The organism is Paenibacillus algicola, from assembly GCF_005577435.1.
GTDB lineage: Bacteria > Bacillota > Bacilli > Paenibacillales > Paenibacillaceae > Paenibacillus_AQ > Paenibacillus_AQ algicola.
The window spans coordinates 2,715,698-2,742,657 of record NZ_CP040396.1; the positions used below are offsets into that span (position 1 = coordinate 2,715,698).

Annotated in this window: 36 protein-coding genes; 5 read left to right on the forward strand and 31 right to left on the reverse strand. The window is 50.8% G+C overall.

The features are described from left to right. Positions 1–179 precede the first annotated feature (179 nt). On the forward strand, positions 180–1,415 hold the full coding sequence (locus E6C60_RS12605) for a nucleotidyltransferase (RefSeq protein WP_138226166.1): 1,236 nt from the start codon (positions 180–182) through the stop codon (positions 1,413–1,415). On the opposite strand, the gene E6C60_RS12610 is transcribed toward E6C60_RS12605, so the two are convergent. Further along, positions 1,393–2,445: a SepM family pheromone-processing serine protease gene (locus E6C60_RS12610; RefSeq protein WP_138226167.1), complete on the reverse strand. Its 1,053-nt coding sequence runs from the start codon at positions 2,443–2,445 to the stop codon at positions 1,393–1,395. The two genes, E6C60_RS12605 and E6C60_RS12610, sit on opposite strands and share 23 nt — an antisense overlap. Positions 2,446–2,568: 123 nt before the next feature. Here E6C60_RS12610 and E6C60_RS12615 point away from each other — a divergent pair, with 123 nt between their 5' ends. After that, positions 2,569–3,768, forward strand: a complete 1,200-nt coding sequence (locus E6C60_RS12615; protein WP_138226168.1) for a nucleoside recognition domain-containing protein — start codon at positions 2,569–2,571, stop codon at positions 3,766–3,768. Here the strand turns inward: E6C60_RS12615 and coaD are convergent. Continuing rightward, a complete protein-coding gene (coaD, locus tag E6C60_RS12620) occupies positions 3,749–4,261 on the reverse strand; it encodes a pantetheine-phosphate adenylyltransferase (protein WP_138226169.1) in 513 nt (170 codons plus the stop codon). The two genes, E6C60_RS12615 and coaD, sit on opposite strands and share 20 nt — an antisense overlap. 2 nt (positions 4,262–4,263) lie before the next feature. Next, the gene (gene rsmD, locus E6C60_RS12625) at positions 4,264–4,857 is read right to left on the reverse strand and encodes a 16S rRNA (guanine(966)-N(2))-methyltransferase RsmD (RefSeq protein ID WP_138226170.1); all 594 of its coding nucleotides are present in this window, start codon (positions 4,855–4,857) and stop codon (positions 4,264–4,266) included. A 532-nt stretch (positions 4,858–5,389) separates the two neighbouring features. Here rsmD and E6C60_RS12630 point away from each other — a divergent pair. Both E6C60_RS12630 and E6C60_RS12635 read left to right on the forward strand, forming a co-directional pair. Then, positions 5,390–5,959, forward strand: coding sequence for a DUF4352 domain-containing protein (locus E6C60_RS12630; RefSeq protein ID WP_138226171.1), 570 nt, complete (start codon positions 5,390–5,392; stop codon positions 5,957–5,959). After that, positions 5,956–6,168 (forward strand): hypothetical protein, encoded by a 213-nt coding sequence (locus tag E6C60_RS12635; RefSeq protein ID WP_138226172.1) that lies wholly within the window; start codon positions 5,956–5,958, stop codon positions 6,166–6,168. Before E6C60_RS12630 ends, E6C60_RS12635 begins: the two co-directional genes overlap by 4 nt. A 16-nt stretch (positions 6,169–6,184) precedes the next feature. Here the strand turns inward: E6C60_RS12635 and E6C60_RS12640 are convergent, their stop codons facing one another. The 27 genes from E6C60_RS12640 to E6C60_RS12770 form a co-directional block, all read right to left on the reverse strand. Next, on the reverse strand, positions 6,185–6,916 hold the full coding sequence (locus tag E6C60_RS12640; RefSeq protein WP_138226173.1) for an N-acetylmuramoyl-L-alanine amidase: 732 nt from the start codon (positions 6,914–6,916) through the stop codon (positions 6,185–6,187). Then, positions 6,913–7,182, reverse strand: a complete 270-nt coding sequence (locus E6C60_RS12645) for a phage holin family protein (protein ID WP_138227790.1) — start codon at positions 7,180–7,182, stop codon at positions 6,913–6,915. The genes E6C60_RS12640 and E6C60_RS12645 overlap by 4 nt, the downstream gene beginning before the upstream one ends. A 20-nt stretch (positions 7,183–7,202) precedes the next feature. Next, positions 7,203–7,490 carry a hypothetical protein gene (locus E6C60_RS12650; protein WP_138226174.1) on the reverse strand — a complete coding sequence of 96 codons (288 nt, stop codon included), beginning with the start codon at positions 7,488–7,490 and terminating at the stop codon, positions 7,203–7,205. 83 nt (positions 7,491–7,573) lie between these two features. Continuing rightward, complete coding sequence (locus tag E6C60_RS20960) at positions 7,574–7,714, reverse strand: hypothetical protein (protein WP_175415287.1); 141 nt, start codon at positions 7,712–7,714, stop codon at positions 7,574–7,576. A 71-nt stretch (positions 7,715–7,785) separates the two neighbouring features. After that, complete coding sequence (locus E6C60_RS12655; RefSeq protein ID WP_138226175.1) at positions 7,786–8,196, reverse strand: hypothetical protein; 411 nt, start codon at positions 8,194–8,196, stop codon at positions 7,786–7,788. Between the two features lie 21 nt (positions 8,197–8,217). Next, complete coding sequence (locus tag E6C60_RS12660; protein ID WP_138226176.1) at positions 8,218–9,405, reverse strand: tail fiber protein; 1,188 nt, start codon at positions 9,403–9,405, stop codon at positions 8,218–8,220. A gap of 11 nt (positions 9,406–9,416) precedes the next feature. Further along, positions 9,417–10,058 (reverse strand): hypothetical protein, encoded by a 642-nt coding sequence (locus tag E6C60_RS12665; protein WP_138226177.1) that lies wholly within the window; start codon positions 10,056–10,058, stop codon positions 9,417–9,419. Beyond that, positions 10,051–11,223 carry a baseplate J/gp47 family protein gene (locus tag E6C60_RS12670; protein WP_138226178.1) on the reverse strand — a complete coding sequence of 391 codons (1,173 nt, stop codon included), beginning with the start codon at positions 11,221–11,223 and terminating at the stop codon, positions 10,051–10,053. The genes E6C60_RS12665 and E6C60_RS12670 overlap by 8 nt, the downstream gene beginning before the upstream one ends. Continuing rightward, positions 11,213–11,578 carry a DUF2634 domain-containing protein gene (locus tag E6C60_RS12675; RefSeq protein WP_138226179.1) on the reverse strand — a complete coding sequence of 122 codons (366 nt, stop codon included), beginning with the start codon at positions 11,576–11,578 and terminating at the stop codon, positions 11,213–11,215. Before E6C60_RS12675 ends, E6C60_RS12670 begins: the two co-directional genes overlap by 11 nt. Then, positions 11,575–11,952 carry a Gp138 family membrane-puncturing spike protein gene (locus E6C60_RS12680; RefSeq protein WP_138226180.1) on the reverse strand — a complete coding sequence of 126 codons (378 nt, stop codon included), beginning with the start codon at positions 11,950–11,952 and terminating at the stop codon, positions 11,575–11,577. The genes E6C60_RS12675 and E6C60_RS12680 overlap by 4 nt, the downstream gene beginning before the upstream one ends. After that, positions 11,949–12,737, reverse strand: a complete 789-nt coding sequence (locus tag E6C60_RS12685) for a phage protein (protein ID WP_138226181.1) — start codon at positions 12,735–12,737, stop codon at positions 11,949–11,951. The genes E6C60_RS12680 and E6C60_RS12685 overlap by 4 nt, the downstream gene beginning before the upstream one ends. After that, positions 12,730–13,056 (reverse strand): phage baseplate plug family protein, encoded by a 327-nt coding sequence (locus tag E6C60_RS12690; protein ID WP_138226182.1) that lies wholly within the window; start codon positions 13,054–13,056, stop codon positions 12,730–12,732. The genes E6C60_RS12685 and E6C60_RS12690 overlap by 8 nt, the downstream gene beginning before the upstream one ends. A gap of 9 nt (positions 13,057–13,065) precedes the next feature. Continuing rightward, a complete protein-coding gene (locus E6C60_RS12695) occupies positions 13,066–13,614 on the reverse strand; it encodes a phage baseplate protein (RefSeq protein WP_138226183.1) in 549 nt (182 codons plus the stop codon). Next, complete coding sequence (locus E6C60_RS12700; RefSeq protein WP_138226184.1) at positions 13,614–15,815, reverse strand: phage tail tape measure protein; 2,202 nt, start codon at positions 15,813–15,815, stop codon at positions 13,614–13,616. Before E6C60_RS12700 ends, E6C60_RS12695 begins: the two co-directional genes overlap by 1 nt. Before the next feature lie 191 nt (positions 15,816–16,006). Then, positions 16,007–16,309 carry a hypothetical protein gene (locus E6C60_RS12710; RefSeq protein WP_138225712.1) on the reverse strand — a complete coding sequence of 101 codons (303 nt, stop codon included), beginning with the start codon at positions 16,307–16,309 and terminating at the stop codon, positions 16,007–16,009. Between the two features lie 26 nt (positions 16,310–16,335). Continuing rightward, positions 16,336–16,731 (reverse strand): phage structural protein, encoded by a 396-nt coding sequence (locus tag E6C60_RS12715; protein ID WP_233280997.1) that lies wholly within the window; start codon positions 16,729–16,731, stop codon positions 16,336–16,338. A gap of 14 nt (positions 16,732–16,745) precedes the next feature. Next, a complete protein-coding gene (locus tag E6C60_RS12720) occupies positions 16,746–17,750 on the reverse strand; it encodes a DUF3383 family protein (protein ID WP_138226186.1) in 1,005 nt (334 codons plus the stop codon). After that, positions 17,737–18,234: a phage neck terminator protein gene (locus tag E6C60_RS12725; protein ID WP_138226187.1), complete on the reverse strand. Its 498-nt coding sequence runs from the start codon at positions 18,232–18,234 to the stop codon at positions 17,737–17,739. The genes E6C60_RS12720 and E6C60_RS12725 overlap by 14 nt, the downstream gene beginning before the upstream one ends. Next, positions 18,209–18,571, reverse strand: a complete 363-nt coding sequence (locus E6C60_RS12730) for a hypothetical protein (protein ID WP_138226188.1) — start codon at positions 18,569–18,571, stop codon at positions 18,209–18,211. The genes E6C60_RS12725 and E6C60_RS12730 overlap by 26 nt, the downstream gene beginning before the upstream one ends. Further along, complete coding sequence (locus E6C60_RS12735; protein WP_138226189.1) at positions 18,568–19,053, reverse strand: phage virion morphogenesis protein; 486 nt, start codon at positions 19,051–19,053, stop codon at positions 18,568–18,570. The genes E6C60_RS12730 and E6C60_RS12735 overlap by 4 nt, the downstream gene beginning before the upstream one ends. A gap of 11 nt (positions 19,054–19,064) precedes the next feature. Further along, on the reverse strand, positions 19,065–19,601 hold the full coding sequence (locus E6C60_RS12740; RefSeq protein ID WP_138227791.1) for a hypothetical protein: 537 nt from the start codon (positions 19,599–19,601) through the stop codon (positions 19,065–19,067). Further along, positions 19,582–19,809: a hypothetical protein gene (locus E6C60_RS12745; RefSeq protein WP_138226190.1), complete on the reverse strand. Its 228-nt coding sequence runs from the start codon at positions 19,807–19,809 to the stop codon at positions 19,582–19,584. Before E6C60_RS12745 ends, E6C60_RS12740 begins: the two co-directional genes overlap by 20 nt. A gap of 36 nt (positions 19,810–19,845) precedes the next feature. Then, positions 19,846–21,075, reverse strand: a complete 1,230-nt coding sequence (locus E6C60_RS12750; RefSeq protein ID WP_217496331.1) for a phage major capsid protein — start codon at positions 21,073–21,075, stop codon at positions 19,846–19,848. A gap of 14 nt (positions 21,076–21,089) precedes the next feature. Beyond that, on the reverse strand, positions 21,090–21,707 hold the full coding sequence (locus E6C60_RS12755; RefSeq protein WP_175415288.1) for an HK97 family phage prohead protease: 618 nt from the start codon (positions 21,705–21,707) through the stop codon (positions 21,090–21,092). Beyond that, a complete protein-coding gene (locus E6C60_RS12760; RefSeq protein ID WP_138226193.1) occupies positions 21,640–22,938 on the reverse strand; it encodes a phage portal protein in 1,299 nt (432 codons plus the stop codon). Before E6C60_RS12760 ends, E6C60_RS12755 begins: the two co-directional genes overlap by 68 nt. Before the next feature lie 12 nt (positions 22,939–22,950). Further along, positions 22,951–24,666 carry a terminase large subunit gene (locus E6C60_RS12765; protein ID WP_175415421.1) on the reverse strand — a complete coding sequence of 572 codons (1,716 nt, stop codon included), beginning with the start codon at positions 24,664–24,666 and terminating at the stop codon, positions 22,951–22,953. 34 nt (positions 24,667–24,700) lie between these two features. Further along, the gene (locus E6C60_RS12770) at positions 24,701–25,291 is read right to left on the reverse strand and encodes a P27 family phage terminase small subunit (RefSeq protein ID WP_138226195.1); all 591 of its coding nucleotides are present in this window, start codon (positions 25,289–25,291) and stop codon (positions 24,701–24,703) included. A 1,114-nt stretch (positions 25,292–26,405) separates the two neighbouring features. Between E6C60_RS12770 and E6C60_RS12780 the strand changes: the two genes are divergently transcribed. Then, positions 26,406–26,630, forward strand: a complete 225-nt coding sequence (locus E6C60_RS12780; protein WP_138226197.1) for a helix-turn-helix domain-containing protein — start codon at positions 26,406–26,408, stop codon at positions 26,628–26,630. A gap of 86 nt (positions 26,631–26,716) precedes the next feature. On the opposite strand, the gene E6C60_RS21150 is transcribed toward E6C60_RS12780, so the two are convergent. After that, entirely contained in the window at positions 26,717–26,944 is a 228-nt protein-coding gene (locus tag E6C60_RS21150; RefSeq protein WP_217496332.1) for a hypothetical protein, read from the reverse strand. Between the last annotated feature and the right edge of the window lie 16 nt (positions 26,945–26,960).

Here is a 26,960-nt window from a genome sequence, read left to right on the forward strand (position 1 = left end):
CTCCAAACAAACAAAATTTATTATACCGATTCTTTGCGCCTTTTGTCAACAGGGTATGCATGAAGATCAGGGCAATTTCCGTTTGAAAATGAGTATAGCACGGCGCTTCAGGTCATTTCTATGATTATCGAGAAAAGCGGAATGTGTTTATGATATATTTTGTTCAAGGAGCTGATCTCGTGAAAACCGTTGGAATCATCGTGGAATACAACCCGCTTCATAATGGACATGTCCTGCACTATAAGAAATCCAAGGCCATCGCCCAGGCAGAGCGTACGGTCGCTGTCATGAGCGGGAATTTCCTTCAGCGCGGAGAGCCTGCTCTGGCCGGCAAACGGGCGCGGACCGAAATGGCGCTGTCCATGGGAGCTGACCTTGTCATCGAGCTTCCTGCTGCCTATGCAATACAGCCTGCCGAATGGTTCGCTTACGGCGCTGTTTCGCTGCTGCACGCTACCGGTGTTGTAGACAGCCTCTGCTTCGGCTCAGAGAGCGGCACACTGAGGGAGCTGACCCCTCTTGCGGCGCTGCTGTCTGCCGAGGACAGCCCGTTCAGAGAAGAGCTGCACCGCCAGATGAGCCTCGGGCACAGCTATCCTGCAGCCTATGCGGCCGCTGCCGGAGCGGCCCAAGGCTCATCTCCGGCTGAAGCCGCCGAGATCACCTCGCTGCTGGGCAAGCCGAACAACACATTAGGACTGCACTATTTGATGGCATTGCGGAGACTGAACAGTCCCATTCAGGCATATACAATTCCCCGGGAAGCGGCACAGTACCATGATCTGCTGCCAGCCGGGCCGACGATCGCCAGCGCCACCTCGATCCGGCGCATCATTCGGGAGCAGGGCCTGGAAGCGGCAGCACCGTATATGCCCCGCTATACCCTGGATATTTTGAGAAGAGAGACCGCGCTAGGGCGGGGTCCTGTGGACTGGGAGGCTTTCAAACAGCCGCTCTTTCTGCTGCTCCAAACCTTAAGCACTCGTGGACTTAGCCGTATGCTGGAGGTCAGCGAGGGCCTGGAGCACCGGATCAAGAGACTGCTGCCGCTCCTCCCCCAGCCGTCCGTTGAAGAGCTGATTAGCGCCCTGAAAACGAAACGCTATACGCGAACCAAGCTTCAGCGGATGCTGCTGCATATTTTGCTTCAGCACAGCAAGGAGGAGCTGAGCCCGGAGCGTCTTGCCCATGGACCCGGCTATATCAGGGTGCTCGGCTTCAGCTCTCGCGGTCAGGAGCTGCTGAAGGCCATGAAGAAAAGTGCTGCCCTTCCGGTCATTATGCAGGCCTCGGACCTGGAGCATCCTCAGCTGGAGCTCGATGTACAAGCTTCCGCAGCTTATGCCGGAGCCTACCCTGATCCGCACACGTCCTGGATGTACGAGGACTACCTTATGCCCCCGCTGCGGCTTTAAGCGGGAGGCTTTCCATATAATCCAGCGCATCCTGCAATTTCTCTACCGGCACCAGCTTCATGTCCGTGCCGATCTGGTCTGCACGGGCCCTGGCGTCCTCGAAATTTTGGCGCGGCACGAAGAAAATCTCTGCCCCTTCACGATCGGCAGCCACAATCTTGTGCACAATCCCGCCAATGGGGCCCACCGTCCCCTCCTTCGTTATCGTCCCCGTACCGGCTGCAACATATCCTTTGGTCAAATCTCCGGGAGTCAGCTGATTGTAAATTTCCATCGTAAACATTAATCCCGCGGAAGGCCCTCCAATATTCGTAGCCGAGAAGGCTACCTTATGGTCCGGATGATCCGGCTGGATCGTCTGCATGGTTGCAATGAGTACGCCGAGGCCCGGCCTTTTTTCCCCGGTTGCGCTGTCTGTAATTTCGACCAGCGGGAGAGTCACATCAAGCGGCTTGCCACTGCGCTCCAGCTGTACCTGAATGCGGTCACCGGCCTGCAGTGTACGAATAATTTCGGTCAAAGCCTCATGATCGTACACAGCCGTTCCGTTCACCTTCATCAGCTTGTCACCTGGACGGAAATAAGCCTCGCTGCCATACGTGTCCGGGACGGAACGGATAAACATATAATCTGGCACAATGTTGTAAGGAATCCCTGCAGCGGTATATGCCGCCTCCACGGCGAGTGACTGTGAGGTATTCATGTAATAGATCTGGGTCGCGCTGTATTCCTCTTTACTCTGGTCACCCAGCTTCTGCTCCTTCTGTACGACCTCGCTGTTAGGATTGACCGCCGACCAGGCGAGAAGCGCAATGTTGGCATAGCTCGCCGACACCGTTGTCAGCATAAATGCCCCCTGCTCCTCGGAATCTCCGCCATTCACCGAAATCATCGGCTTGATTTCCTCCGCGCTGCCCGGCTGATAGATCATGTAGGGAGTCGGCATGTAGACGATAACGTACACCATGACAGCGACCAGCAGCAGATAAGCGGCGACTCTCATTCCACTTGAATTTCTTGTTCTGTTCATTTGATGTCTCCTTCCCCCGGATGCAGCTGTAGTCCAGCTGAAGTCCTTGTACACAAGGTCTAAAGGGCTGTCATCCCTGCATAAAATGGTACTAGCCATGTTTACGCAGGAAGGAGACCCCTTATGAATAAAGACCCTGCCGGCGGTCTGAAGGCCGGCCTTTGGATCACGGTCTTGCTGGGAACGGCGGCATTCTTGCTCGTTGCAGCCATTGTCAGCGGACCGGAAACTGCTTTTGAGGCTTCGCTTCATGCGTTACAGCTGTGGTGGCATATCGTCTTCCCGGCGCTGCTGCCCTTCCTCGTGCTGACCGAAATCATGCTGGCAAGCGGCGCTTCCCACGGCGCAGGCGTACTGCTGGAGCCGTTGATGCGCCGCGTGCTGAAGCTGCCGGGACAAGCAGGCTGGGTGCTCGTTACCGGCATGACTGCCGGCTTTCCGGCCGGAGCGCAGGCGGCGCAGACGCTGGCCCAGCAGGACCGATTGAGTCCACAGCTGACCGGCAGACTTGCGTCGTTATCACATTTTTGCAGCCCGATGGCCATTCTGATCGTCGTCGGAGCCGGCATGCTGCAGGACCCTGCCGCTGGCTACGTGCTGCTAATAGCGCATTGGTCAGGAGGACTGCTGGCGGCGTGGACACGCTCACGCAAGCATCAGAGCAGCGATGACATCCCGTCCGTGCCACACCACCAGCATACAAGTCCTCTGCTGCTAAGGGCTGCGCAGGCAGCCGGGCAGGCCAGGGCCCGAGACGGACGCAGCCTGGGCAGGCTGCTCGGCGATTCGGTCAGCCGCTCCGTTCAGACGCTGATGATAACCGGCGGGTACATTATTATTTTTGCTGTGCTGATCTCTCTGCTGCAGCATTACTTCCCTATTGTACCCGGAAGCTTGACCTCCGGGACTCTGGAGCTGTACACCGGCGCGCAGGCATTAAGCCATGCGTTCACCGGGACGACCCCCACTCAGTTAGCACTGCTCTCTGCCCTGTTAGCCTGGGGAGGTCTCAGCGGCCAGCTCCAGAGCTTGTCTATCGTTAAGGAGCGCGCGATTTCCTGGCGGGCCTACGCGGGGCATCGACTGCTGCATGCGCTCTACGCCGCCGGAATCACGCTGTTGATATGGAAGCCGCTTCAAGGACTGCTGCCCCCGGCAGCACCGGCGTTCGGCAGCATTCCTGCGGAGTATGCCCCGAACGGGCTCAGCTTCAGCGGCTGGGATTCTTTTGTGGACCTTTTTCTTTGGCAGGTCGTACTTGGGCTTGTCCTGGTGCTTGCCTTCAGCCTCACGTCCCGTTTCTTTATTCAGCGGAAGGATTAAGCTTACGGCGGAGGGCAGCATCCACCTCAGGTGACACCAGATCTGTAGTATCTCCATGAAAGTGGGCAATTTCCTTCACCAGACTGGAGCTGAGATAAGAATACTTCGGATTTGTCATCATAAAGATCGTTTCTGCATCCGGGTTAAGCTTGTGGTTCGTGGAAGCCAGCTGCAGCTCGTATTCAAAATCCGTCACCGACCGGATTCCGCGCACAATAACATTGGCGTTCTTTTGCCGGACATAGTTGGCTAACAGATCTCTAAAGCTGTCAATCTGCACATTGGGCAGATGAGCCGTGACCTGGGCGAGCAGATCCTTGCGTTCATCCACCGTAAACAGCGGATTCTTGCTCATGTTGTTCAGGACAGCCACGATGAGCAGGTCAAATTGCCGGGACGCTCTCGTAATAATATCCATATGTCCCATCGTAACGGGATCAAACGTGCCGGGGTAAACGGCAATGCGGTATGATTTCTGCGGTTCTGTGGTCATAGTCAAGCTTCCTCCTCGCCGGATGACTCCGGCATGCTGCTGGATCCCGTAAATCTGTAGATGGAAACCGCGGTCTCACCGTATCGTGCACTGCGGAGATGCCGGAAGCCCTCCAGCGTCTCTGGATACGTGTAGGACGATTCATACTCAAGCACGATCAGAGCGTCATCATAGAGCAGTCCCTTATCGCTCAGCTCGGTCATCAGCGCATCGCCGTTCTTCATCCGGTAGGGCGGATCCAGAAACACGAGGTCAAATTTGTAGCCTCTGCGCTCCAGTACCTTCAATGCACGCGCGGCATCATTGCGGAACACCTCCGCCTGGGACGTAAAGCCGGTTGCGGCAAGATTGGCTTTGATCGTGTCCAGGCTCTTGCTGTCTGCGTCAATAAATACAGCCTTGTCCATTCCGCGGCTAATGCTTTCAATGCCCAGTCCGCCAGTGCCCGCAAACAGGTCCAGCGCGGCACCTCCGTCAAAATAAGGCCCGATCATACTAAATAATGCTTCCTTTACTTTATCCGTCGTGGGACGGGTGCCCGTACCCGGAACGCTTTTCAGCGGCCGGCCTTTGGCACGACCCGATATTACTCTCACTAGTATTTCACCCGTTTCCTGTCCTAATGTCGTTTCTTGTATGAAAATGATGGCATTGAATGAGAATATCGTAACATAATCTATGGTCGATGAAAAAGAGATCCCCCTGAAAATGAAATTTGCCAATGGGGTATATTCCTGGCAAGATCCGGGCATTCTAACATTATCGACATCAAAAGTGTCGTAGACAACCGCGAAAGAAGACTTACGTTTCCCCATAAGCTCTTCGTCCGGTTTCTCCTCTCCCATGAGGGCGCTCTGCAAAGGGCGCCCGATTTTTTTATGTATATAAACCCTTACTGGACAAGGCTTTCCACGCAACAATATCGACAATATTATGCTGCGGTTTTAAGTACATGTAGACCATTTGTAGACCAAATTATTAACAAAGGATAATAGCATCAATCAATATATAAAGAAAAAAAGAAAAGAGACTTTGGTCAAAACATTTGCATGTGGAATATTTTGACTAGTAAAATATTCCTGCGTCTGATAGACTATCCCTATATTTGTATATTTAAGGGGGATTACGTTGAATAAGGTTTTAAAATCGGGGATTATGGCATTAATTGCTGTAATGATGTTGTCGGGATGCTCAGAGGCGCAAATAGAGAAGGTTAGCAGTGCTGAAGCAGAAACTGTAGAAGCTAGCGCTAAGAATACTACTGAAAAAGAAACGCTGGCTAAAGAAGAAGAGCCGAAAGAAGAAGCGAAACAAACTGAGATTTTCAAAATTGGTGACTCGGTTAAATTCGACGATCTTGTCATCACCTTGAATTCAGCAGAAGAAAATAAAGGCGGCGACTTTGATACGCCTCAAGATGGGTATGTGTACCAAGTGCTTGACATTACCGTTGAAAACAAAGGAACAGAAGAAGCCAGTGTTTCTTCTATATTAAACACAGCCATGGCTGACGGTGATGGTTATAGTTACGATATCGGACTTGTTACGTTTATCAAAAATCAATTAGACGGAGCCGTACCGGCAGGACGTAAACTTCGCGGCCAGCTCGCTTTTGAAGTTCCAAAAGATGCCGAATCTTTAGAGTTCATCTTTAAAGATACCTTCTCTACCGGACAAGCGATCTGGAAAGTTAAGTGAATGAGCAAATAAAACTGGCTATGCGAAACCGCCAGCAGCTGACGATCCGCACCAATGATGGAGAGACGCTGCGAGGCATACCAGAAGCATGCACGGACCGTGTGAAGCTGCGTAACGATCATGGAATTGTACATGTACCTGTGGCGGATATAGAGCATGTAAGCCGGTTAATACCATTAGAACGCAAAAAAGACCCTTCCAGCACATAGCCGGTAGGGTCTTTGCTTACTTATGTTGATTATTAATAAAGCGGCTCATCATGACAGCCATTTCCTCTCGGGTGATCGGCGCACCTGGACGGCTGCCATCCACATAACCCTGATCGGTCATTGCTTTCCAGGCTGGAGCGGCCCAGGGGCTTACAACATTGATATCACGTTCAGACTTGGCCACGGTCGTTTCCTCCTTTTTCTTGAGTCCCAAGTGATTTGCAATCCCAGTTACATGTCCCTGAATAATGGCATGCAGCACTTCCTGACGTTTAAGCAGGCCGGCATCCTTTGCAACGTCAACAAACAGATTTTCTGTCAGCACAGCCGGCATCTTGCTCTCCCGAACCATGTGCAGGTTCGCACTCTTTTGCCCCCGATCCGTAACCCCGTAAGGCTTAAGCGCCGACATGATCTCACGGTGCAGTACATTCTGTAGAGCTACGGAGGCTGCCATTGCATTAGTGAAGCGAAATGTCTCAAAGCCACCCGATCCGCCTGCAGCATTACAGTGAATGGATACCAGGATGTCAGCTCCCGCTCTGTTTGCCTTGTTTGTGCGGTCGGACAGCTCAAGAGATACGTCCGTGTTCCGGGACATAAGCACCTCCACACCCTCGTACTCAGCTTCCAGCTGCTGCTGGATCCCTTGGGACACCTTCAGCACAATATCCTTCTCCTGCAGCCCATTCGCTGTAGCGCCGGGGTCCTTACCGCCATGACCTGCATCGATCCACACTTTCTTCATTCTTGATCAGCTCCGATCTTGGCTTGTTTCACGGCCTGGTGACCAAAGACTGCAAATGCGCCGGCCAGGATACCCTGGATGACTGATTCCACAGACCAGCCAATCAAACCGATAGTTAAGATGATGGCAACCATAACGACGATGTAAATAATGCTCCAGTTGGGCACGTTCGGGGTTTGTTTCAACACATACCCAATCACCCAGCATGCGGCCACAACGATCAACAGCCGCGGATCAACCAATTCAAAAATCATATTCCATTCCATTTCAATCATCCTCTCGTTTCCTATTCTTCAATTCGGTCAAGCCGCTTGTGCGCTTGTTTTGCCGACTCTTCGACCCGCGTAAGACGCTCCGAAAAATCATCCATTCGCCTGCCTATGTCACGCAGGTCCACACGAATATCCAGGATCCCCGTCTTGATATAAGACACATCGGTGTGTAACGATGCGTCTGCTGTGGCCTCTTGTACAACTTCTGCTTTATAGGCCTTTGTTTTACCTACCCAACCAAGCACAATGCCGCTAATGGCAGCAGTTACCGATATGATTGCAGTGAGCACGGTCCAGTCCACCCTTCTTCCCCCTGTCTCTCTAAATAAAAGAGCCCCCGGAGATCCCGAGGGCATAAAAAATACGCCTTGCGGCGCTGCTTGAATTACTCTGCTGTAATTGGCTTCCCGTTTTCATCCAGTCCAAGTGCCGCCAAATGCTCCCGAACCTTATCTTTTTGAGATGCTGGTACCTGAGCAAAACTGATCTCTCCATACATTACCAAACCTGCAAAAACTGCTGTCATATCGTACTCACCTCCCTTCATGAGATATAGGATCAGCCGGATAAAAATAGTGATTAAAAAGGCCCTCATGATTACTCACCAGTTATTAGCTGGTACAGTTCCATAAGGGCCAGTTTATTCTCGATGTCGGTTTGCTGTATTTTTTCCTGAAGTACTTTCACCTGATCGGATAACGGAGGTTGATAAACAGGTTCTTGCGGCGTAGGAGCGTTTGGATCAGGGTAGTAAAACTCCAGCCCACCCGTTTCCGGGTTTATTCTGCCCAGGACGCCCTCCCGGAAATCTTGTTCATAATCTTCTGGTTCCAACTTTACAACGCCTACGGTTTCGGGCTGTCGTTCCTGCAACTTTGATATAGTATCGAGCGGGTTACGCTTAACCCCATATTTTGGGTCTGTTGAATGGCTTACCCCCGTATTATGCAATATCTCTCCGGTTGTCTTATCGTAGTAAATCCACCTTCCAAACGTGTATAAATCCATTTTTCCACCACCTTTTTTTTGTTATGCCCACGCTCTGACATTAACGTCATAGGCGGTCGGGAGATAATCCCCCCCGTTAAATTTCAATACAATCACCTGCGGCATTGGTGTGGTATTTGTTATACCCGCGCCACTTGCTGTTTGTAAGGCCATACTGCTTCCGCCGTAGCCAGCAATTACAAGGTATTTAAAGTCGATATCTGGATAATACGGTGTTGTAGTCGTTAACATTGTACCTACAAGCCAATCAGTCTGACCGCCTCTGAATGTGATTGATACTATTCTCGGTATAAATGGCATAGACACAGTTGCCGTGGCGTATCTTGCCATATTACCCAAATTGACTTCATAGTACTGCTTCCCCTCCTGCAAGGCTCCCGTTATGTTGCCCACAACTACTCCCGCCCGCAGGTTGGCTGATGTTAATCCCGGCGTGGCAGCGGCTACCCAACTGTTACCGTCAAAGTAACCTCTCGGCGGTTTTATAAAAGTCCGATCCCCCGAAAAGATAGATAATTCCAGGCCTGGCTGATGAAAATTCTCAGCACTACGATTAGGCATAGCTCCTGCAGTCTCCGCGATCGTAGTACCGATTAGCACTTTGTCAGCCGGGACAGATACTGCCGGAACCACACCAGATCCGTTATGATAACCATCAGGAATTGGTTTCGCCGTCTTGCCTGGCGTCAACGTAACCGCCCCACGGTTTGGCATGCTGCCCGTTATTGGTCCGCTTGCGTTACTCGCCGTTTTACCGGCCAGAATATCGGCAGCCGTTACGTTACCGACCGCGCGGATTACGGCAGCTATTTTCGGGATGAGTTGAGACCAGGTTTCGCTCGTGGATGCCGTCACCCCGATGGAGTTAAGCGCGGCAACCACTTCCGCTTTACGCTCAACTCCAAGCTGCTTTCCCGCGAGGGCTTCGTCGTATGCAACTTTGACTGCCTTCTCAGTGGCTGCTACAGTCTCACGTGTTCCGTTAGTGGCATTGGAGAGTTGCACAATACCAGCTTCCGTTAAGGATGCAGGAGGGACCTCACCAGCTTTCTCCTGCAGTTCCATTAACGCCTCAGACACCCCATTGAAAAACCAGTTCAGCCAAGCTGCTGGCGGATGATCACTGACCTGCCATCCTTCTTGTTTTTTGGACTCCGGAGGCTCCACCCCCGCCGCCGCCCATTCAGGTACGATTTTCTCAAATGGCAATGTTATCCCTCCTATATCGGTAATGCATAATCATTCCCTGGCAAGTACACCTCACCCAACGTGCCGCCTATAATCATATCCACGTCTGCCAAACCATTCGGACCAGTCTGCAGTTGATCGTAACTTGAGGACAGTCTGAACGTACCGGTAAGCTCGATTTGAGCCACCCTCACCCCAGCAGCCACCGTCTTTTGGATAATCTGACCAAACTGCAAGGGGGACATGCCAACCTCATTTAAGCGCTTCGTCGGCACGCGAATAAGTTTTATAGCTGCTGGCTCAGGTTCGCTTGAGTCAGTGTACTTCGGCTCAATTCGAATATCAGCGTATGGACAGTCTAACGCAAGGGCAAGCACCTGAATGATGGTGTTTACATCCGTTTTCGACAAATTTCGAGCAATCTTCGACTTCAGCAGTACCCGGTAAATTTCATCGGTGGCAGCTCCTCGGGCTTGAACGATGTTCTCCCCGATCCGGTCCAGTGTCGTCCCCTTGGCCTTGTCGATATCCCGCCATTCTCGAATGGTTTCCAGGCTGTCACTCACCTGCTGCAGCTGGCCGTGTAGGATACCGATCAGCTTGCCAAGATTGCTCGCCGGGCTCTTATTGTAGACATCGGTAAGGCGGCCAAGCATGTCTTTCAAGCTAAACATGACTGATCACCTCAATATCCGTTGCCCGGACCTGTGCGACCTGGAACGGCTGAATCTGTACATTTGCCGGCTGCAGATTATTCCCCGAGCCAACCAAGACGGACACATCCTCAACGCCTGGAACGCTGTACACAGCGCTAATCAGTCTGGTATAGATGACAGAAGCGCCCATGTTCAGCCCGTTGTAGTAGCTGCCACCATCCTCCCCGCCCACATATCGGACCAGCGCGGACCTGATTTGTTCGTCTCCGTCTGCTGGGTAACTGTCGTTTTTAGTAACATCCACACTGATCTGCAGTTGTACTTCCTCCGCCCGGCTAAATTTCACATCATGGACATATCCGCCCAGGTCCGGTACCTGCACAGTAATATCACCGTGTGACTCAATGCCGGCGGCACCCTTCTGGAAAATCATCTCCGCTATGGCCTGATCATCACCGCCAAGCACATAAGCTTGATATGACTTCGCCGGCCGGCCAACAGGATCAGCCTGCATAGTGTTATTCTCGATAACGGCAGCTGCGCGGACATTGTCCAGCCTTAAGAGCGCACCGCGAAGGGCATCCAAGGACGCCGCACCGCCGCCGGCTACGGCTTGATCCATTCGGTCCCGGAATTCAGCGTCTGTCTCCTTTTCACGGCCGCCTTGGGTGCGTTCCGGGTTTGAAACAGCTGTAATATCCGGATTAGGATTTACAATGATCGTGATGGCACCTGCTGCCACGTTGCCTTGTGAACCGGAATCCAGCGCTTCTATGGCCGCCGTTACCGTTCCGGCCGGCCCGATGACTACATCTTCAAGGGTTTCAAAGTAGACCCCCGTTTCTGTGGCAGCCTGAAACCCTGTCTCAATGGTTTTTCCAGCTGTTCCTGTCAATACGACCTCACCGGTCGCCCACTGCTCCAGGATCCGCGTGACACCTGAATATGGGCCAAGCCGATCCAGGTTATTTCCGGCAGCAGAGTTTTTATATCCGGAATTGTATACGTCTTCGGCTGTACCCCAAAGCTTTGCTAAAAACCACGCAAATAGCCGCAGAATGATCCCCAGCGGCGAACGCTCCGAGGTATTTATTTGGTCGCCAAACGTTTCCCGGGCCTTGTCCTCCATTTCTTCGAACAAATCCTGAAACCTCCGGCGTTTAAAGCCTGTTCTATCCAGCACCAACCTCCACCCCCTCTGCTTGTACCCTTGTCCCATCGGTACCCACTGCCGTAAAAGTGACCAGCATCGTTCGAGATTTCCGGTTAATCGTGAATTCAATATCCTCTACGGTCTGGAACCGATCCTCCTGCAGTAGCCCTGCTGATAACTCGTCCCGCATTTCTTCCTCGTTGATCTCTTTTCCAAGGAATTTGCTGAAGGTAATACCGGCATCCGGATAGAGGAACCATTCCCCTTTATTGGTGCCTATAGCCGCCCGGCCGCACTGCGCCAGTTCTTCGGGCCCCTCGATCACGGCCAGTTCACCGCCGGAAAAGACAAGGTCCCCCGTCTCATCAAGCTTCAGTGAAATCACATAAACACCCCCACGATTACAGCGTCATTAATGTCATGCGACCGGGTACTGTCCGGGGCCGCGACTTTGCCCCCAAGCGCATTCTTAATCTCCCGGTCAGCGCAAACCACAAGGACGATATCGCCTTTTTCATAAAACGGCTTTTCCGTCTCAATTTCGACCCCCACCTTTCTTTTCCGGCCGAGTGCCGGCACGTTTTGAATCACCGCCGGTTCATCATCCCCGGTCCGGATTAGAGGTTGCACATCTGCCCTGCAGGTGGATTCGTTAAAGCTAATGACTCGGCAAGGCAGCCCCACATGGACTCCGCCCATGGCCCGGTCTACAAATCCCTCAATCAGCTTGGACAGTGTGGCTGCAGGATCGTTTCTCATAGCAGAGCCTCCATTTCCGTCATAAAATCCCCCGTCCGGCTGATTCGGTGCGTACCGTTGCGAACGTGCAGCCGGCCTTTAAACAATTCGCTTTCCAGATCAATCACAGCAGCTGTGGTAATACGGTACTGCAGCTGGGACCGGACATTGTATCCCTTAGCGGTTGCATCCTCGAAATACTCTGGTGAGCCGATTAATCCGGTACCTTTGTTCAGCCTGAATACACTGTCTCCGCCGCGGCGCAGGCTACGGACATACAACTTCCCTTTGTTAATATAAACGGATGTTCCACAGTCCTTAGCCACCTTGGTTATGATCTCGGTGACTGGACCCTTTGCGGTATATCCATCCTGATAACGGTAATCCTGGTTCAGATCCATCTGAGCTACCGGCAAGCCGATGTAACGGGCCATCTCCTTAATGATGTGGCTGGCCAGTGTGTTCTTGGCGTAAGCAATTTCTTTCACCTGCCGTTTGGATAAATCCTCTGAATCCAGAACCGTAATCGTGGTGATTTTGTCCACCCCCGACCGATTGGTTTTCACACTGGAGATATAACCGTGCAGGATGACCCCGGAGTCCTCCCGGTAACCGGCATTCATCATCAGGACCTTGCCGCGTTTGATGTTATTAATCGTCGTGTCGGACAGGTTCCAGATTTGAATCTCTGCTTCATTCGGCAGTGCGTCATTATCAAAGGGTACGGAGGCCACAATATTGAAATCATCCATGGAAAATTTCATATTCTCGGTCATGACCTCACAGACACGGCCAAAATTATTCATCTTCCTCATCCTCTTCCTCAATCACAAATAAAAAGACGCTCACTCCAAGCGTCTCCCAGGTTACAGTTGTACTTTTTTCTGACTCATCATATGGAATGACGGGAACCTTGGGGAAACGGTTGTCCATAACATCCAGGAAAAGAGGCAAGCCGTAAACCAATTTTTCACCCACGGCCAAGACTTCGCCGTCCTTTTCTAGATCCACCGTGAAGAAGTCGTAATCGGCATTATAGTGGACCTCAAATGTGAACATCTCACCAGCCAGATCAACGTCAAAACGGTGTGGTATCTGGTCTTTCTCAATGTCGATGTACTCCACTTAATCACCTCAATCCGCCCAGGGGCTGCCGGGTTTAAATTTCACCTTTTGCACCTGCTCCTTTGCTTTCTTGCTGGTCTTCTTTGTTGTCGTTGCTTTTGCTGTCTTTTTAGTGGTGGTCTTCTTCTCGCTCTTTTTGTTGGATTTTTTCTGCTTAGTGCCCGAATTTACGATTTTGGCCACCTGAGCCTTCAGCGGCAGCGGAAGGTCCTTCACATACGAAGATGAAGCGAAACGAACCTCTTTGATCGTGATACTAAAATCAAATCCGGTTGCGTTTCGATAGGTCCGGGTCGGTGTGAAACTTGTGATCAGCCCGCTGAAGGTAGTTCGGCCAACATACCGGACCACCTCTCCCTGATCCACGGCCGTCTTTAGAAATCGCTCTATCTTCGCCGCGTCCTCAACGACCGTGCCTGTGATGCTCATGTTTCGGAGCTTCCGCTGGACATGGTCGGACACATCCACCTCTTTCTCGACCGGCTGGTCTGTGACATCCACAGCAAACTCAGGTGTTTCTTCAGCCACTGAGAGGTAATGACCGTTAATCGTTGCCATTAATCTGCTGCCACCTCCAGACCGTTACGCCGAATGATACTCTCAAACAGCGCCTGCAACTCAGACATAACCGCCGCCTTCTCCGGGCCGCCCATGGAGCTCCCGTTGACATCGACTTTCACACTGACTTCCATGTGACTTGTCGATGAGCTGCCGCTGCTTGCCCGGGCTGGAGCCGTCTCCGGCGTGTACCCGGAAGAATAAGCTTTGTTTTCATCTGCTGTAAGGACTCGTTCCCCCTTATGCAGCTCTGCGATGTATCCATCAAACGGGACATTCGGAAGACCGGCAGCGTGACTGCCGTCCACGGGCATTTCAGGGATTTCCGGAATATTGATCGCAAATTCTTTCCCGCCCAACCAATCTGGCAGCTTAATGGACAGTGCACTGTTGATTTTCCGGATCAGATTGTTGACCAGGCCTGTGATAAAGTTAACGCCCGTAGAAAAACTGTTCTTCACGTTGGTCCACATGTTGCTGAGTCCCGTCCCGATCCCTTCCCAGGTGGATGTGGCCACATCCTTGATCGTGTTCCAGGCATTGGTCACAAAGGACACAATGCTGTTAGCCACATTCGAAATCGTTGACCAGATGCTGTTCCATACACTAGAGAAGAAACCGACAATCGCATTAAAAACAGACATGGTGACTGCCGTGAATGTATTCCAGTAACCTGATACGGCGGAGACAATCCCCGATACGGCCGAGGTAATGGCCGACCAGATCACCGTACCCCACGTCACGAAAAATGCTGCGATGCTGTTAAACAGACCTATGACCCATGTTTTAAACGCATTCCATATGCCGACCAGCCAGGCGCTAATAGTCCCCCAATTTTTAAAAATTAGGATGACACCAGCTACTGCCAAGCCAATACCTGCCGCGATGGCGATGAACGGGAGATAGGCAACCGTCATCCGGATTCCGGATGTGGTCATTAACTTGATTGTAGGGATTAGTTTTGTCGCCAGCACCAGCGCAAATGCTCCTGCTGCAGGTCCAATCACATCGAAGTTATCGGTCAAAAAAGACGCCGCGCTCGCGGCCATGTCGAAACCTCTGGCAAGAGAGTCGATGACCATGCCGCCGACATTCGCAATTTGGGGCCCTGCCACCTCCAGCCAACCAGAAAAGTCAATCAGATACGGCATGAGCTTATCGCCGAGCGGTTTTAAGATCCCCGTCTCGATCTGCCGCCCCATTCGGGCCATGGCTTCTCCCGGGCTGTTCATCTTGATGTCATTAATCTCCTGCATCTTATCGGCTGTCATGTCAAATTCGCTTCGCGCTCGACCCATTGATGCGACTGTCGTTGCCTCCAAGTCCTCAAATTGAGTACCCATCAGCATTACGCCAACCGTGTTCCTTTCGACCGGATCTGCTATATCTCCCACCATCTGCATGACCTGCTGAAAGGCTGCCTTGGCTTCAGGACCGCCAGCGGCAAAGGTACCCATCATTTTCTCAGCATTGAGACCAAGCATCTGTAATCCTGTTACCGTGTCCTTGGAGCCGTCTTTCGCTCGAATATTAAACTCTTTAACGGCATCTCCGACCTTATCCAAGTTAAAAGCGCCATTCTCAGAGCCGGCAGCCAGGGTATCAAACATTTCTTCAGCCGTGAAGCCCAGCGCCTGGAATTGGTTCGCATACTCATTTGCCGTGTCCAGTAGGTCTCCCGATTTATCCAAACCGTTTTGTGTCCCCTGTGCCAGCAGGTTCATCGCTTCCTCGGAGGTAATACCAAAGTTTTTCATCATGGTATCCACTGTCCGGACCGATTCCGCTACTTCAAAGCCAAAAGCATCCCGCAGCAAGAGAGCGTTTTGTGTGGTCTCTTTCAGATCGTCCCCTGTTTGCTGCGTAATTTGTGCTGTAGCAGTAATGGCGCCGCTGAGGTCCTGCCAATTCTGGCCAAAGTTTTGATTATACAGATCCGTTGCGATGGACTTTGTCTCTTCCATCTGATCCGCTGTTTGACCTGTGGCCATCTGTATGGATCGCATGGAGTCATTAAATTCATTGGCTGCATTCACTGCAGCAAATCCAACCCCTGCTACCGCGGCTGTAATGGCCCCAGCTGCTAACCCTACCGCTGCCCAGTTGTCTTTCATCATGCCGACCTGCTTGTCAGCCTTTCGCAGTGCGCCATCAGCCACTTTAAAGCCCACAGCGAACATGAGGTTACTGATTACTGCCATCCTTCACTCCTCCTCCCAAGACAAAAAGAGCGCCCGCAGGCGCTCACTTCTTAGGCTCCTTCTTCTGTTGTTCAAGATAGATATCCAGGGCAGCATTGGCTTCCATGATGTCATCATGGTCCATCTTGTCCAGGTCGCTATAAGAGATGTTCATATCCGATAGCAGCAACCGCCACATCGGCCAGTTTTCTTTAGCCCTCTTGGCCGCTTCCTGCCTGCTGATCATCCCCGTCACCGTCCTGCCCGGAAATAAAGGCATAAGCCGCGTTAATGACTTCAGAGTATTCCTGGTAGGATGCAAAGTCATCAATCTTCATTTTCGGTTCAACAATGACATGCTTCAGCATTTCATCAGCAAGCTTTTCTTCCAGAACGACACCGAACTTATTCTTGCTGGCGTCATTGATCTTAGACACGGCTCGAACACCCGGGAACTGATATACATAATCTTTACCGGATTTGGAAGTATACTTTTTCTGTTTGAAGTTACTCATGGACAATTCCTCTTTTCATTTGTATTTTAGGCAATATCTGCATCAAGACACTGCAATTCGTATTCGCGGTCTTCAGCCTCAGAACCATAGGAACGGGCTGCTGGCTTTTTGACATAAGCTTCGGTGACTGTGACGGTCTCTTTTGGATCTCCGTTATAAATCAAGGATACCGGCACCATTTCACCCGATTTAGCCAACTTGTCCAGCATAGAAACTTGCGGGCTGCTGGATAACAACGTAATGGATAGCGTATGCAATGGGTTGTTAATTTTTGAACGCACTACATCGCCCTGTGCTCCGACCTTCGTCTCATAACCGTCTTCATCTTTCTCGAATTCCACCATATCTTCAGCAAAGCCGGTCAAATAGACACCGTTGACCATCACAGTCAAATCATTCGGATCGTATGTTTTTACTGACACTTCGTTTCCCTCCCTTAATAGGTCACAAGACCGCGAATTGTGGTTTCGTGAATGGCCCCGGCGAGTTCAAATCCAAATGTACCGCCGTTGTATTCCCTTGTAGACCGTTCCAGTGCCGTGGTCTGTTCCCGGGTCTTAAAGGTTGTCTCGAACAGCCCGGTTCCGGCATCGTCTCTGGCAATGATCCCCTGCAAGGTGCATCGCTGCAGCACGTTTCGGACCACGCCCTCAATTTGAGCAATGCCGGTGTTGTCGTAACCGATTTTCTGGTTCCGGGCGTTGTTGAACAGCTTTTGCACCTCGTACTCGATAGTGTAAATCACAAAGTGCTTCGCATGGATTACATCAATGTACTCTCCACTCACTGTTTTGCCTTCGCTGGTCACCGGGTCACCGGCTTTCGTAACATAAGTGATCCCGCCCAAATTATGAATCTCCCGGAGCTCCGCAGCCGAAATGTCCAGCGGCAAAATGCCTCTGAGGCGCTGACCCTTCCAGGTAATGCTGCCGACCGTTTTCGATCCAGCTTCACCAACCAGAGCTGCCTCCGGATAGTTGTCTATGTTGGTGTGATAAAAGACCGTGGTGTTTTTATACTCCTTGGCCTTGATCGTCACCATATCCTCCTTGCTGGTGGTGCTGACCATGAACTGCCGGGAGTCGTTCGCTTCGACCGCATCGGCAATAGCTGTAATGTCTTCCACAGCGCTGCGTGTGCAGATTAGAAAATACCAATCCTTTTCAAAGATTTGCGGCAAAAAATCCTCCCAGGTGCCTGCGGTTTCCCTCGACATGACGGCCAGCTCAGGAGGTCGATGCTCCTGATTAAAGATTGCAGCAGCCGCTTTGTAGATTTCAGAATTGATCGTGTGATCTGCGGCGACTTCCGCCAAATCAGTGTAGGACTTGTACGGCTTAGCGGCAGCTGATGTGCCGATGATCAACGGTTTGCCGAATCCCACAATTGGCGTGGGCTTCTTAATATCAATAATGACTGTTACGTCTTTAATTGATGACAATGGTACCAGCTCCTTCTATGTTTACTTTTTCAATCACGTCCAGCTTACGCTGGGATATGTTCTGCATCCTGAATTCAACTTCAAAGCCGTGCCGGCGCTCCCATTCGGTACCTATGGCAACATCCCGGTTTTCGACCTGCCCGACATTATGGACGACAATGCCAAGATCATCTTTCAGCCTGATCCGACCGTCTGCCTTAAACCACTCTTGAGCCTGCAACGCGTTGGTCATGCTGACCGGGTTATCATCCGCATAGGACAAAAAAGAGACGGTAAATTCCACCGTCTCCATCTGCTCCAAATATTCGCCGTTCTGCTGTTCAATGGGTCGTCCACCGGTACTATTAAACCCAGGCTCAAAATGATACGTGATAAATGCGCCTTTAGGGATGCCGCCACCGCCGTTCATGTTGATCACCTGCAGGCCGGTATGGTCGGATAATCCGGACACCAGCGCTTTACGGATTTCGTTGTACGGGATCATTCGCTACCCTCTTTTTGATGATGTATTTGTTCGTATCGCTGTATTCCCGGTTTTCCGGGACATCCACGGTGTATTCCTGGTCCTGATACAGAATTAGATCGCCACTTTCGTGCCTGTGCACCGTGTACAACGTCCGGTCCTCTGCGGTATATTGACCCCCTTCCGCCTGCTGGAGCTCAGCGGAAACGGGCTGAATTACACCTCTCAACGGCACCATATCAGGCACGGCAGGGATATAATCGCCGTAATCGTCATAAAGTCCGCCGGATCCTGGCCGTACCAGCGCATAGGGGACCTCATATTTGCGGAGGATGGAAGAAAATCTGATCTGCATCATCGGCGCCGCCCCCCTTTGGAAACAACCACAGACGTTAGGGAATCCCGCAGGGTTTCTTCATCATGCAGGATTTTCTTATTCCCTTTGCGCTTCGCATAGATCGGAGACAACGGCGGTGTCCGCAGCTTGTCAAAGTTTTTCACCACACGGCCAAGCCCTACATCACCAATCTGCTGAAGCAAATCCTTCGTATTCAGATTGCCTGTTACCAGCTCGATCACGCCTGCCTTCACCGTTTTGGAAATAGGAGCCTGAGCCTTTTTCTTGCCGGTACCGACAAAAGAACGGGCCGGGATCCCTGCTTTCAGCGAACCGTATTCATGTATGCCGGCAATCATGGCCGTTTCCTCGTCTCCCTGCACACCTATGTGGACCTCTTTGGTGACCAAATCCTGCAACGTGTCGATAATCCCCGGGAGGTAGGTGGTTTCGGTCACTTCAATGTTTGCCCGCCGGTAACTTCGTCGCGTTTTCTTAGGCATCCAGGATCACCTCACAATCGAAGGAGCGACTTCACGACAGCCGGCAATCCGGCTTCATCGTAGGTCACAGAAATATCACCCACACGCTCCGACTTCACCCCAGGAGAACGCAGAAGGATTTGGGCCAACATGATACATGCCAGTTGGATATTTTCCGGCAGTGTGGCCGGCTCTGCGCCTGTCTCATCGCTCGGCAAGGTATAGCCAGCCAAATACTCGACCTCAACCAAACGCGCCCCCTGCGGCCAGCCAGAGCGCCGAAACAGCATGCCGTTTTCCGGCTCAATGGTAAAGCTGTCTGCATCCTCTTCTTTTCCATCCACCTTGAGCAGCGAAACGGATTCGACAGGGTAGTTACGGAGCCGGAGGAACTGTGTTCCAGAGCCGTCCAGCGTCTGCCGGTATAGCTTGTGTTCGAAGCTCCGATTGCACTCCCTTTCAATGGCTGCAGAAGCAGCTGCAAGCGCCGAGAGGATAGTCAGATCCTGCGAATCATCCTCTTCAGATACGCCCATGAACGCTTTGGCTTTATTGAGAGTCGCCAGCATCTTTGCCACCGTCCGGAGCCTGGTCAGCTTCTTTCTTCGCTGCATCCATTTCCGCTTTGGTTGCTTCCTTGCCGATGACATCAGCAGCCTTCAGACGCTCGGCTCGTTCCTCGTCTGCTTCAAATATGGTACCGACCTGAACAGTCTCACCTGTTACCGCGTCAACAAAAGCGTTTGTTACGTGGTAATGCTTTGTTTTATCCGGCATATCGGATTCCTCGCTTTCAATTAGGAATTAATAAAACTAACCCTGCGGAGTACCAAGTTTCACGAATGGGGAAACCTCGTAGCCGTTTTTCAGTGTGAGTGGACCATTCAGCCACGGCTTACCATCCACGTTCCAGAAAGCTTTGATGATCGTTTTGTTCTGCTTGAACAACGGATGTTCGGATGCCTGGATAAAGATACCCGCGCCATCCTTGATCACGTAGTAACCAAAATCAGTCAGAACCAGATCCCCAGCTGCCCCAAGGACAGGAGAGTTTTCAGAGAACCGAATTGGATAGCCCAGCAATGTCCCTGTCATGGCATTGGCAATATTCGGATGGAAGATCAGGTTGCCAGCATCGTCTTTCATGGTCAGCAGCTGCGGCAGGATAGATTGCGAAGCCGCCCAAACCAAATTGCCACCAAGCTTCGCTTTGGCCAGCATGCCTACGATGTCCGTATAAGTGATGGTACCAGCCACTTGTCTTGGCACGGTAACAGCTGCCGGAGAATTGATTGCACCCATAGGCTTCGCTACGCCATTACCATACAGGAAAGCATCATCTTCCGCAGCCGCGATAGCCCCGCGGAACAATCGTGTAACGATCTGGTTAATCGCTGGAGCGTTCCGAAGCAGCTTGTCCGTCACGACAATATGACCTGCAACTTCGTGAGGGGCGAGATTCAGGTCTTTGAATTTGGCATTGGTTTCTGGTTTTTCATCACCTTCACCGATCCAGTTCACTTCAACCCCGCCATACATATTACTGCCCGCTCCCTGATCCAGCGCCGGGAATGTGATATTAGCATCCGGTGCGCTGTCTTCAGCTGGGATAACCAGAGCTCGCGGCCGGACAATAGCAGACTCCGGTGATACTTCGAATAGCTGCGCAGAAAACTGTGGAGGTACAAAAATACCGCCACTGTTATTACTCTTCATAGCCAGTTCGCGGTATTCTTTCAGTCTTTCATCGTTCGGATTCTCACGATAGGTCTTCACCAGTTCACCAAGGGAACGGAATTCAGTTTCATGCTGCGGATCTTCTGGCGTTCTTTTCGTACCGCCAGAACTCATGGCCAGCTGCTGCGACCGCTCTTCCAGCTTGATCTCGGATTCCAGGCTTCTAGCCTCTTCCTCCATCGCGGTGAATTTTGTTTCCTCTTCATCCGTAAAGCCGCGCTTCTCACCTTGCGCCGATTCAATCATGGACCGCATTTCTTCTTTCTTCGCAGCCAGTTTCTTTCTCAGTTCGATCAGATTTTTCAAAATAATTCATCCTCTCAAGTGTTTAATTTTCTTAACCTCATATTCAAATCCAACAAAGCTGCTGCCCGTTGTTCTTCTTCTTGATCATCCGCATCCGCTTCAGAATGGGGCCGAGATTTAAAAATTTCTTCAGCAGACCGAATGCCTACAGATGACTGTGGATATGCCGGCGTAGTCACCGGGCTGACTTCAAACAATTCTGCCTCAATAATGGAGCGAATCGGCATATCTGGATTGGATTCATCCCATTCCTCAACAACCGGGCGAAAAATAAAAGACGATCCCCGCACATCACCGCGTTCGATCGTCTCCAAATGTTTTTCTGCCCAGCTCGGCGGGGTGATTTCATATCTCAGCCCAATGTCATCCTCGGTGAGTACCAAAGTGTTAGGCGTTCTTCCAAGAACCTCCCTGGAATCATGCTGCCAGGATGCATAAACATCAGGATTAACCAGACTTGCTGTGAAAGACCCTCGTTTAAACCGTTCTTGGAACATTCCAAAAATCGGGCGTGATAACTGCTCCCAGCGGACTGCATAACCAATTATTTTGGCTGGCTCTCCATCAGCCTTTCTCACTTCCGGCCGCGTTTCCGGCAGCACCAATTCCCGTTGTTCCTTGGCTTCCTTCATCGTTATCACCTCCCTTCCCTGGCTCTTTCTGATTAACATCCTTCATGTTGAGTGGCTGCAGGTAAATATCCCCGCCCTCAACCGGGTTCATGTTCTCAAGCTCCCGGATATCATTTACTGATAGCCAGCCGTTTGTCCTTGCGATAGCATAGCTTTCATATCTAGCCTTGGTTTCACCGCGCAGTAAGCCTTCAATCAGGAACTCGGCAAATATCTGTTTTTGTTCATTGCTATCAAAGAGCTTCCAGTTGATTGTTTGCTCCCAGCGAACCAGCCAGGGCCGTATGGTGTGAGTTACAAAGTCGATGCTCTGCTGTTCAATGTTTGAAAAAGTTGCTCGTTCCAAGTCGGCCAGCATGTGCGGAGGCACACGAAAAAGACGCGCAATCTCGGAGATTTGAAACTTTCTCGTTTCCAAAAACTGTGCATCATTCGGTGGGATCGTATTTTTTGAAAATGTCATGCCTTCTTCAAGCAGCATCAAACGGTGAGCATTGCCGAGCCCCTCATACTTTTCCCGAAGCGATTGTTTTAATCGCTCAAAGGCTTCTTCCGTCAAAGTTCCTGGATGGGTTGCGACTGCCCCCACGTTTGTGCCATTCTCAAAAAAGTCAGCCCCGAATTGTTCGGTCGCCAGGGCAAGCTCAATGGATCTTCTCGCCCAGCTGATGACCGATATCCCTTTTCTTCCGTCAAAACCTAAGCCCGGGATATGGAACATCGCATAATCCGGAATGTTCTTCTGCTCTCCGTTGGGCAATGTAACCCGGTAAAATGAATCACCCGATTCGGTATCATACATATCCACACGACTCGGAGGGATCGGCCATAGAGCTTTGATCACTCCGTTTCCGTCATATTCAATTTCCGCATAACAGTTACCCCAGAGCAAAATATGGGCCATCATGGTTTCACGAAAAGTGAATGCGGTCATCTTAGAATTGGGAGCCCGCTGCAGAATGTCCGCAACAGCATGGGATATCCGTTCTTTGCCTCTTGGTTTTAATCTCCTGTACACTGGGACCGGCAAAGAGGCTACTGTCTCGGATAGTACACGTACACATGCTAACACGGCTGTTGATTTCATGGCCGTTGCTTCTGTTACCTGAATGCCATTCCCGGCAGTAATGCCAAACGTATTGTAAAACCAGCGCTTGGGGTTTTTCAGATCGCTCATTTCACTTCGTTTTTCGAGAAACTTTGATATGATCGGTATCTTCAGTTCTGTCACCCCCTTCCCGGATTAAATGCTGCGAACGCCTCTTTCTTCGTACACTGAGCGCTTCACCTTATTGGCCAGTGTCAGCTTGTGTGCATCTATTACCGCATCCACCGGGTCGATCCGCTTAAACTTTGCCTGCGGATCCTTATCAATCTTGATTTCTCCGAAGCTATTGCTCACGGTCTTCGCGTTCACCATCGACCAGGTCAGCAGCTCATTCCTGCGGTCATAAAACACATTGCCTGCCTCGACTTCCAGCCGGAAATCTACGGTCGCATCATTCAGGCTGCGGGCGCTCTGTGTAATCTCTACACAGTCCACGCCGAACTCTTCCAGGTCAGACAAAAAGGCATCGGCGTTGTGTGGATCATACGCGATGCCCCTGAGCTTCAGGTTATACTTTTTGATGATGTCTCGGTAATAGCTGATGATGTACTTGTAATCTGTTTTCACACCGCCCAGCGTCTCTGTCACGGTGATTAACCCCTGCCGGATCCACATATCATAGGGTGCATTGTCTGTCTTGACGTGATCCGCTACCCGAGCCGCCGGCATAAAGCTGTGTGAATGAATGTAATACTTTCGATGCTGGCCCTCGTCAATCGGGAATTCCAAGCAGCCGGACGTTAAGTCACCGCCTGATGAAAGGTCAAGCCCGAGATAACAATCCCGGCCCTCCATATCCTCCAGCGTGGTATCAGACTGGCAGGCTTTCCAGTGACTTACGTTCATATACTGATTATCCGCGAACTGCACCCATTGATTCAGCGACTTGGTGAGGAAATTCCGCAGGTCTTCCCCTTGCATTTCCTTTGCCTTGATCCCCTCGGATCGAAGACTATCCAACGTTTCCTCTGTCCATAATGGATTAGCTTTCGGCCAGTTGGCTTCATCCCAAACATCATCATCCTTGTCTAGCTCACAAATGAACACGAACTGCGTTTCATCCTTGTGAACCCCGGCTAAAATCAATTTGCAATACTCATACAGCCGGAAGCACGGCGAATTCAGATCAAAGCCAGCTGTGGTAATGACGGATATTAAGCACTGCTTGAGCTTCTTGGTCCCGTCCGCCAGCAGCTTGTACATCTGATTGTCTTTATGCAGGTGATACTCGTCCACGCTCGCAAAGTAGGGCCTGAAACCGTCGATAGACTTCGTATCCCGCCCCAGTGCCCGGATCACGCCGTTAGAAACGGAGCATTCAATCTTTCCGGCGTACTCCTTGACCTGGAAAAGACCGTCTTCGTATTCATCCCCGCCGAGCTCTCGGTCAGCGTTGATAAACTTGATACATTCGCCCAATACAATTCTCGCCTGCAGCTCTTTTGTGGCTGCACAGTAGACCTGCGGGTAATTGTAACCGTCAAAGTTTCCGTAATACAGGGCCGGTACCGCATTTTTCAGAGATTTACCGTTCTGCCTGGCCACCTGGACGTAAGAAGTGCGGAATCTTCTGTACCCTTTACTGTTTAGCCAGCCGTTCCAGCTGCCGAGAATGAAGTCTTGAAAGCCCCATAACCTGAGCGGAGCCGGATCCTCACCCTCAGCCAGTGTCAGAGACTCGGCAAATTCAATGATTTCATGGGCTTTATCAGGGTCCCAAACGTAGGGAAATTCCTCTGTTCCCTGTTTTTCTAGGTCGTTTAAGTGCCGCTGACAGGCCTGGCGCTGGGATTCACCTGCCGGGATCCGCCCCTCAACCACCTCATATGCGTAGGCTGTGGCCCTGTCCAGCTCAGAAACGGTGTTATAAGGGTAAATCATAAGGCTATCCACCACGGCCGCCTCCAAAACGGCTGAACTTGCTGGCCGGTGCCTCTTTCCCCTTCGGCTTCGGTACGTTCTTGATCTTCGCCAGCGGACTAAGGAATAAACGGTCCTGCATTTTCAGCAGCATGTCCATCTTCTTGTTGATGGCCGTCTCGATCCGCAGCAGCCCGTCCACTGCAACCATCGCCCGCAGCTGCTTCTTGACCCTAGTATCAAATTCAGCACTATCTTCGATATATTCATCCAAAAACTCGCTATCATAGGCCACTTTATCAATGGTTTGATAGGATTTTTGCAGCCTTTCATACTCTGCATAAGTTTTGCAATACATCGCCAGCAGCCCGACATCCGAGCTGCTTAAAAGATCCACGTTTTGTTCGGCAGCCGCCTTGTATTCCTTCATGCACTGTTTCCAGTGAGAATAGGCAATCGTGTCATTCTTCACGAATACCGGCGGCTTCAGCTTGTCCAAATCACTTTTCCCAAGTTTGATTTCCGCCTCCTGACGTTGCTTGATTTGCTCTCTGGTTAAACGGTTCGGATTGCCCTGTGCAATGTGCAGTCCAACCGGTTTGGCGTTTCTGCCCATAGGGCTCACCTGCCTTTTACCGAAAATTTCATAAAACGAATTTTTACGCGAAATAAGGGGGCCGCGGTCTATAAGCAAAAGGTTGACAGAGATTTGACCCCCCTACCCCTTGAACCAGCTCGGTCTTCCCCTCAACGTTTCAGAACGGACCAACTTAACCTCATAATGCAGACACTTCCGACAAAAGAATATATCCTTCTGCTCATAGTGGTCTCGGTAAGAGCCCTCGCTCGATTCAAAATCCGATCTTAAGAATTCGTAGTTGTGGTCACAGGGTTTGATGTATATTCCGCGTCCCTTGGGTGGCTCACTCACTGTCGGCTTATCTACCATTACCAAAACCTCCATCCTCTCTAGCAGTCTTCTGACTATGGTGACTATGACACCTGGCTCTCCAATTACTCCTATCCCAAAACAGTTTCTTATCTCCACGGTGTGGTATCTCATGATCTACGTCAGTAGCTTCTATGAGCTTTCCTTCTTCTCGACAGTCTATACATAGTGGGTTATCTCTTAAGAAGGCTATCCTAGCTTTACGCCAATGATGATCATATCCTCGCTCTGCTGATGTGCCCCTCTGCCTATCGAATGACTGCTTAGGGTGGTCCTCACAATACCCAGTAGTGGTGAGCTTATTGCATCCTAGTTTACGGCAGAATTTTTTTAGTGCCAATGTACTCACCCTTTCTATGAGTAAATAAAAAGCCGCCAAAAAAAGGCGACTTAAACAAAAAATAATTTCTAATATATATTGACGTACGTAAATAAATTTGGTATAATTAATACATAAGGAGGTGAGATAAACATGAAGCCAAGAAGAGTAAGGCGCAAAGAGGAAAGAGAGTTAAACATCAAGCTGACGATTGCAGTCGTCACCCTGATAAACTCCATCCTCACCACCATCATCCTGCTCACCAAGTAGGAAAACCCGAAACCTCGGCCCCGAAAGGGGCCAGGGATTAGGGGATGAAATATAATGGGTGCGCCTTACTCTTCGATTATAACACAAGGAGTGATAAGCTGTGACACGTAAAGAAAAAGCCACGACGTTTCTAACTTATGCCGCCTTTTTGATCAGCGTAATGAATACTATTATCCTGGTTGTGAAGTGGTAATGTATTCATTTGACAGCAAGGAAGAATTGGCTGTCTGGATCTCTCATGAACTGGTCAGCACTGCTGAAGCGATGGAGATCTTGGAGTGCACTCGTCAGAATCTTCACTCGTTTGTAAAACGCGGTAAACTTACGCCGGTTAAAGAGACAAACCGTGAACGGTTATTCTGGCGATCTGACGTTCTCGCCCGCAAAGAAGAAGCTGCTATTTATAATCGGAAATAAGCAGACAACCCGTCAATTTGGCGGGTTGTCTTTTGGATACGGGCAGAGATCAATAAGGCACTCGACAACAAAGCGAGACTGCCTGCTTATTTGGATGCCCATATCTCACTTGATTCAATAAATGCTATTACTGATGCTGCTATACAAATAAATCCTGCAGGTACAACCAGATGTCTAGCTGACCTCTTGAATATCACGCTGAGAAGTGGAAAGACAATAATAACAGAAGCCAAAAGAACAACTATGCTTATGATAAAAGGACCTGCTGCTTCCCATATTTGCCCCCAGTTAAATAAATTTACGGACCAATCCAATGCTGTCACTCTCCTT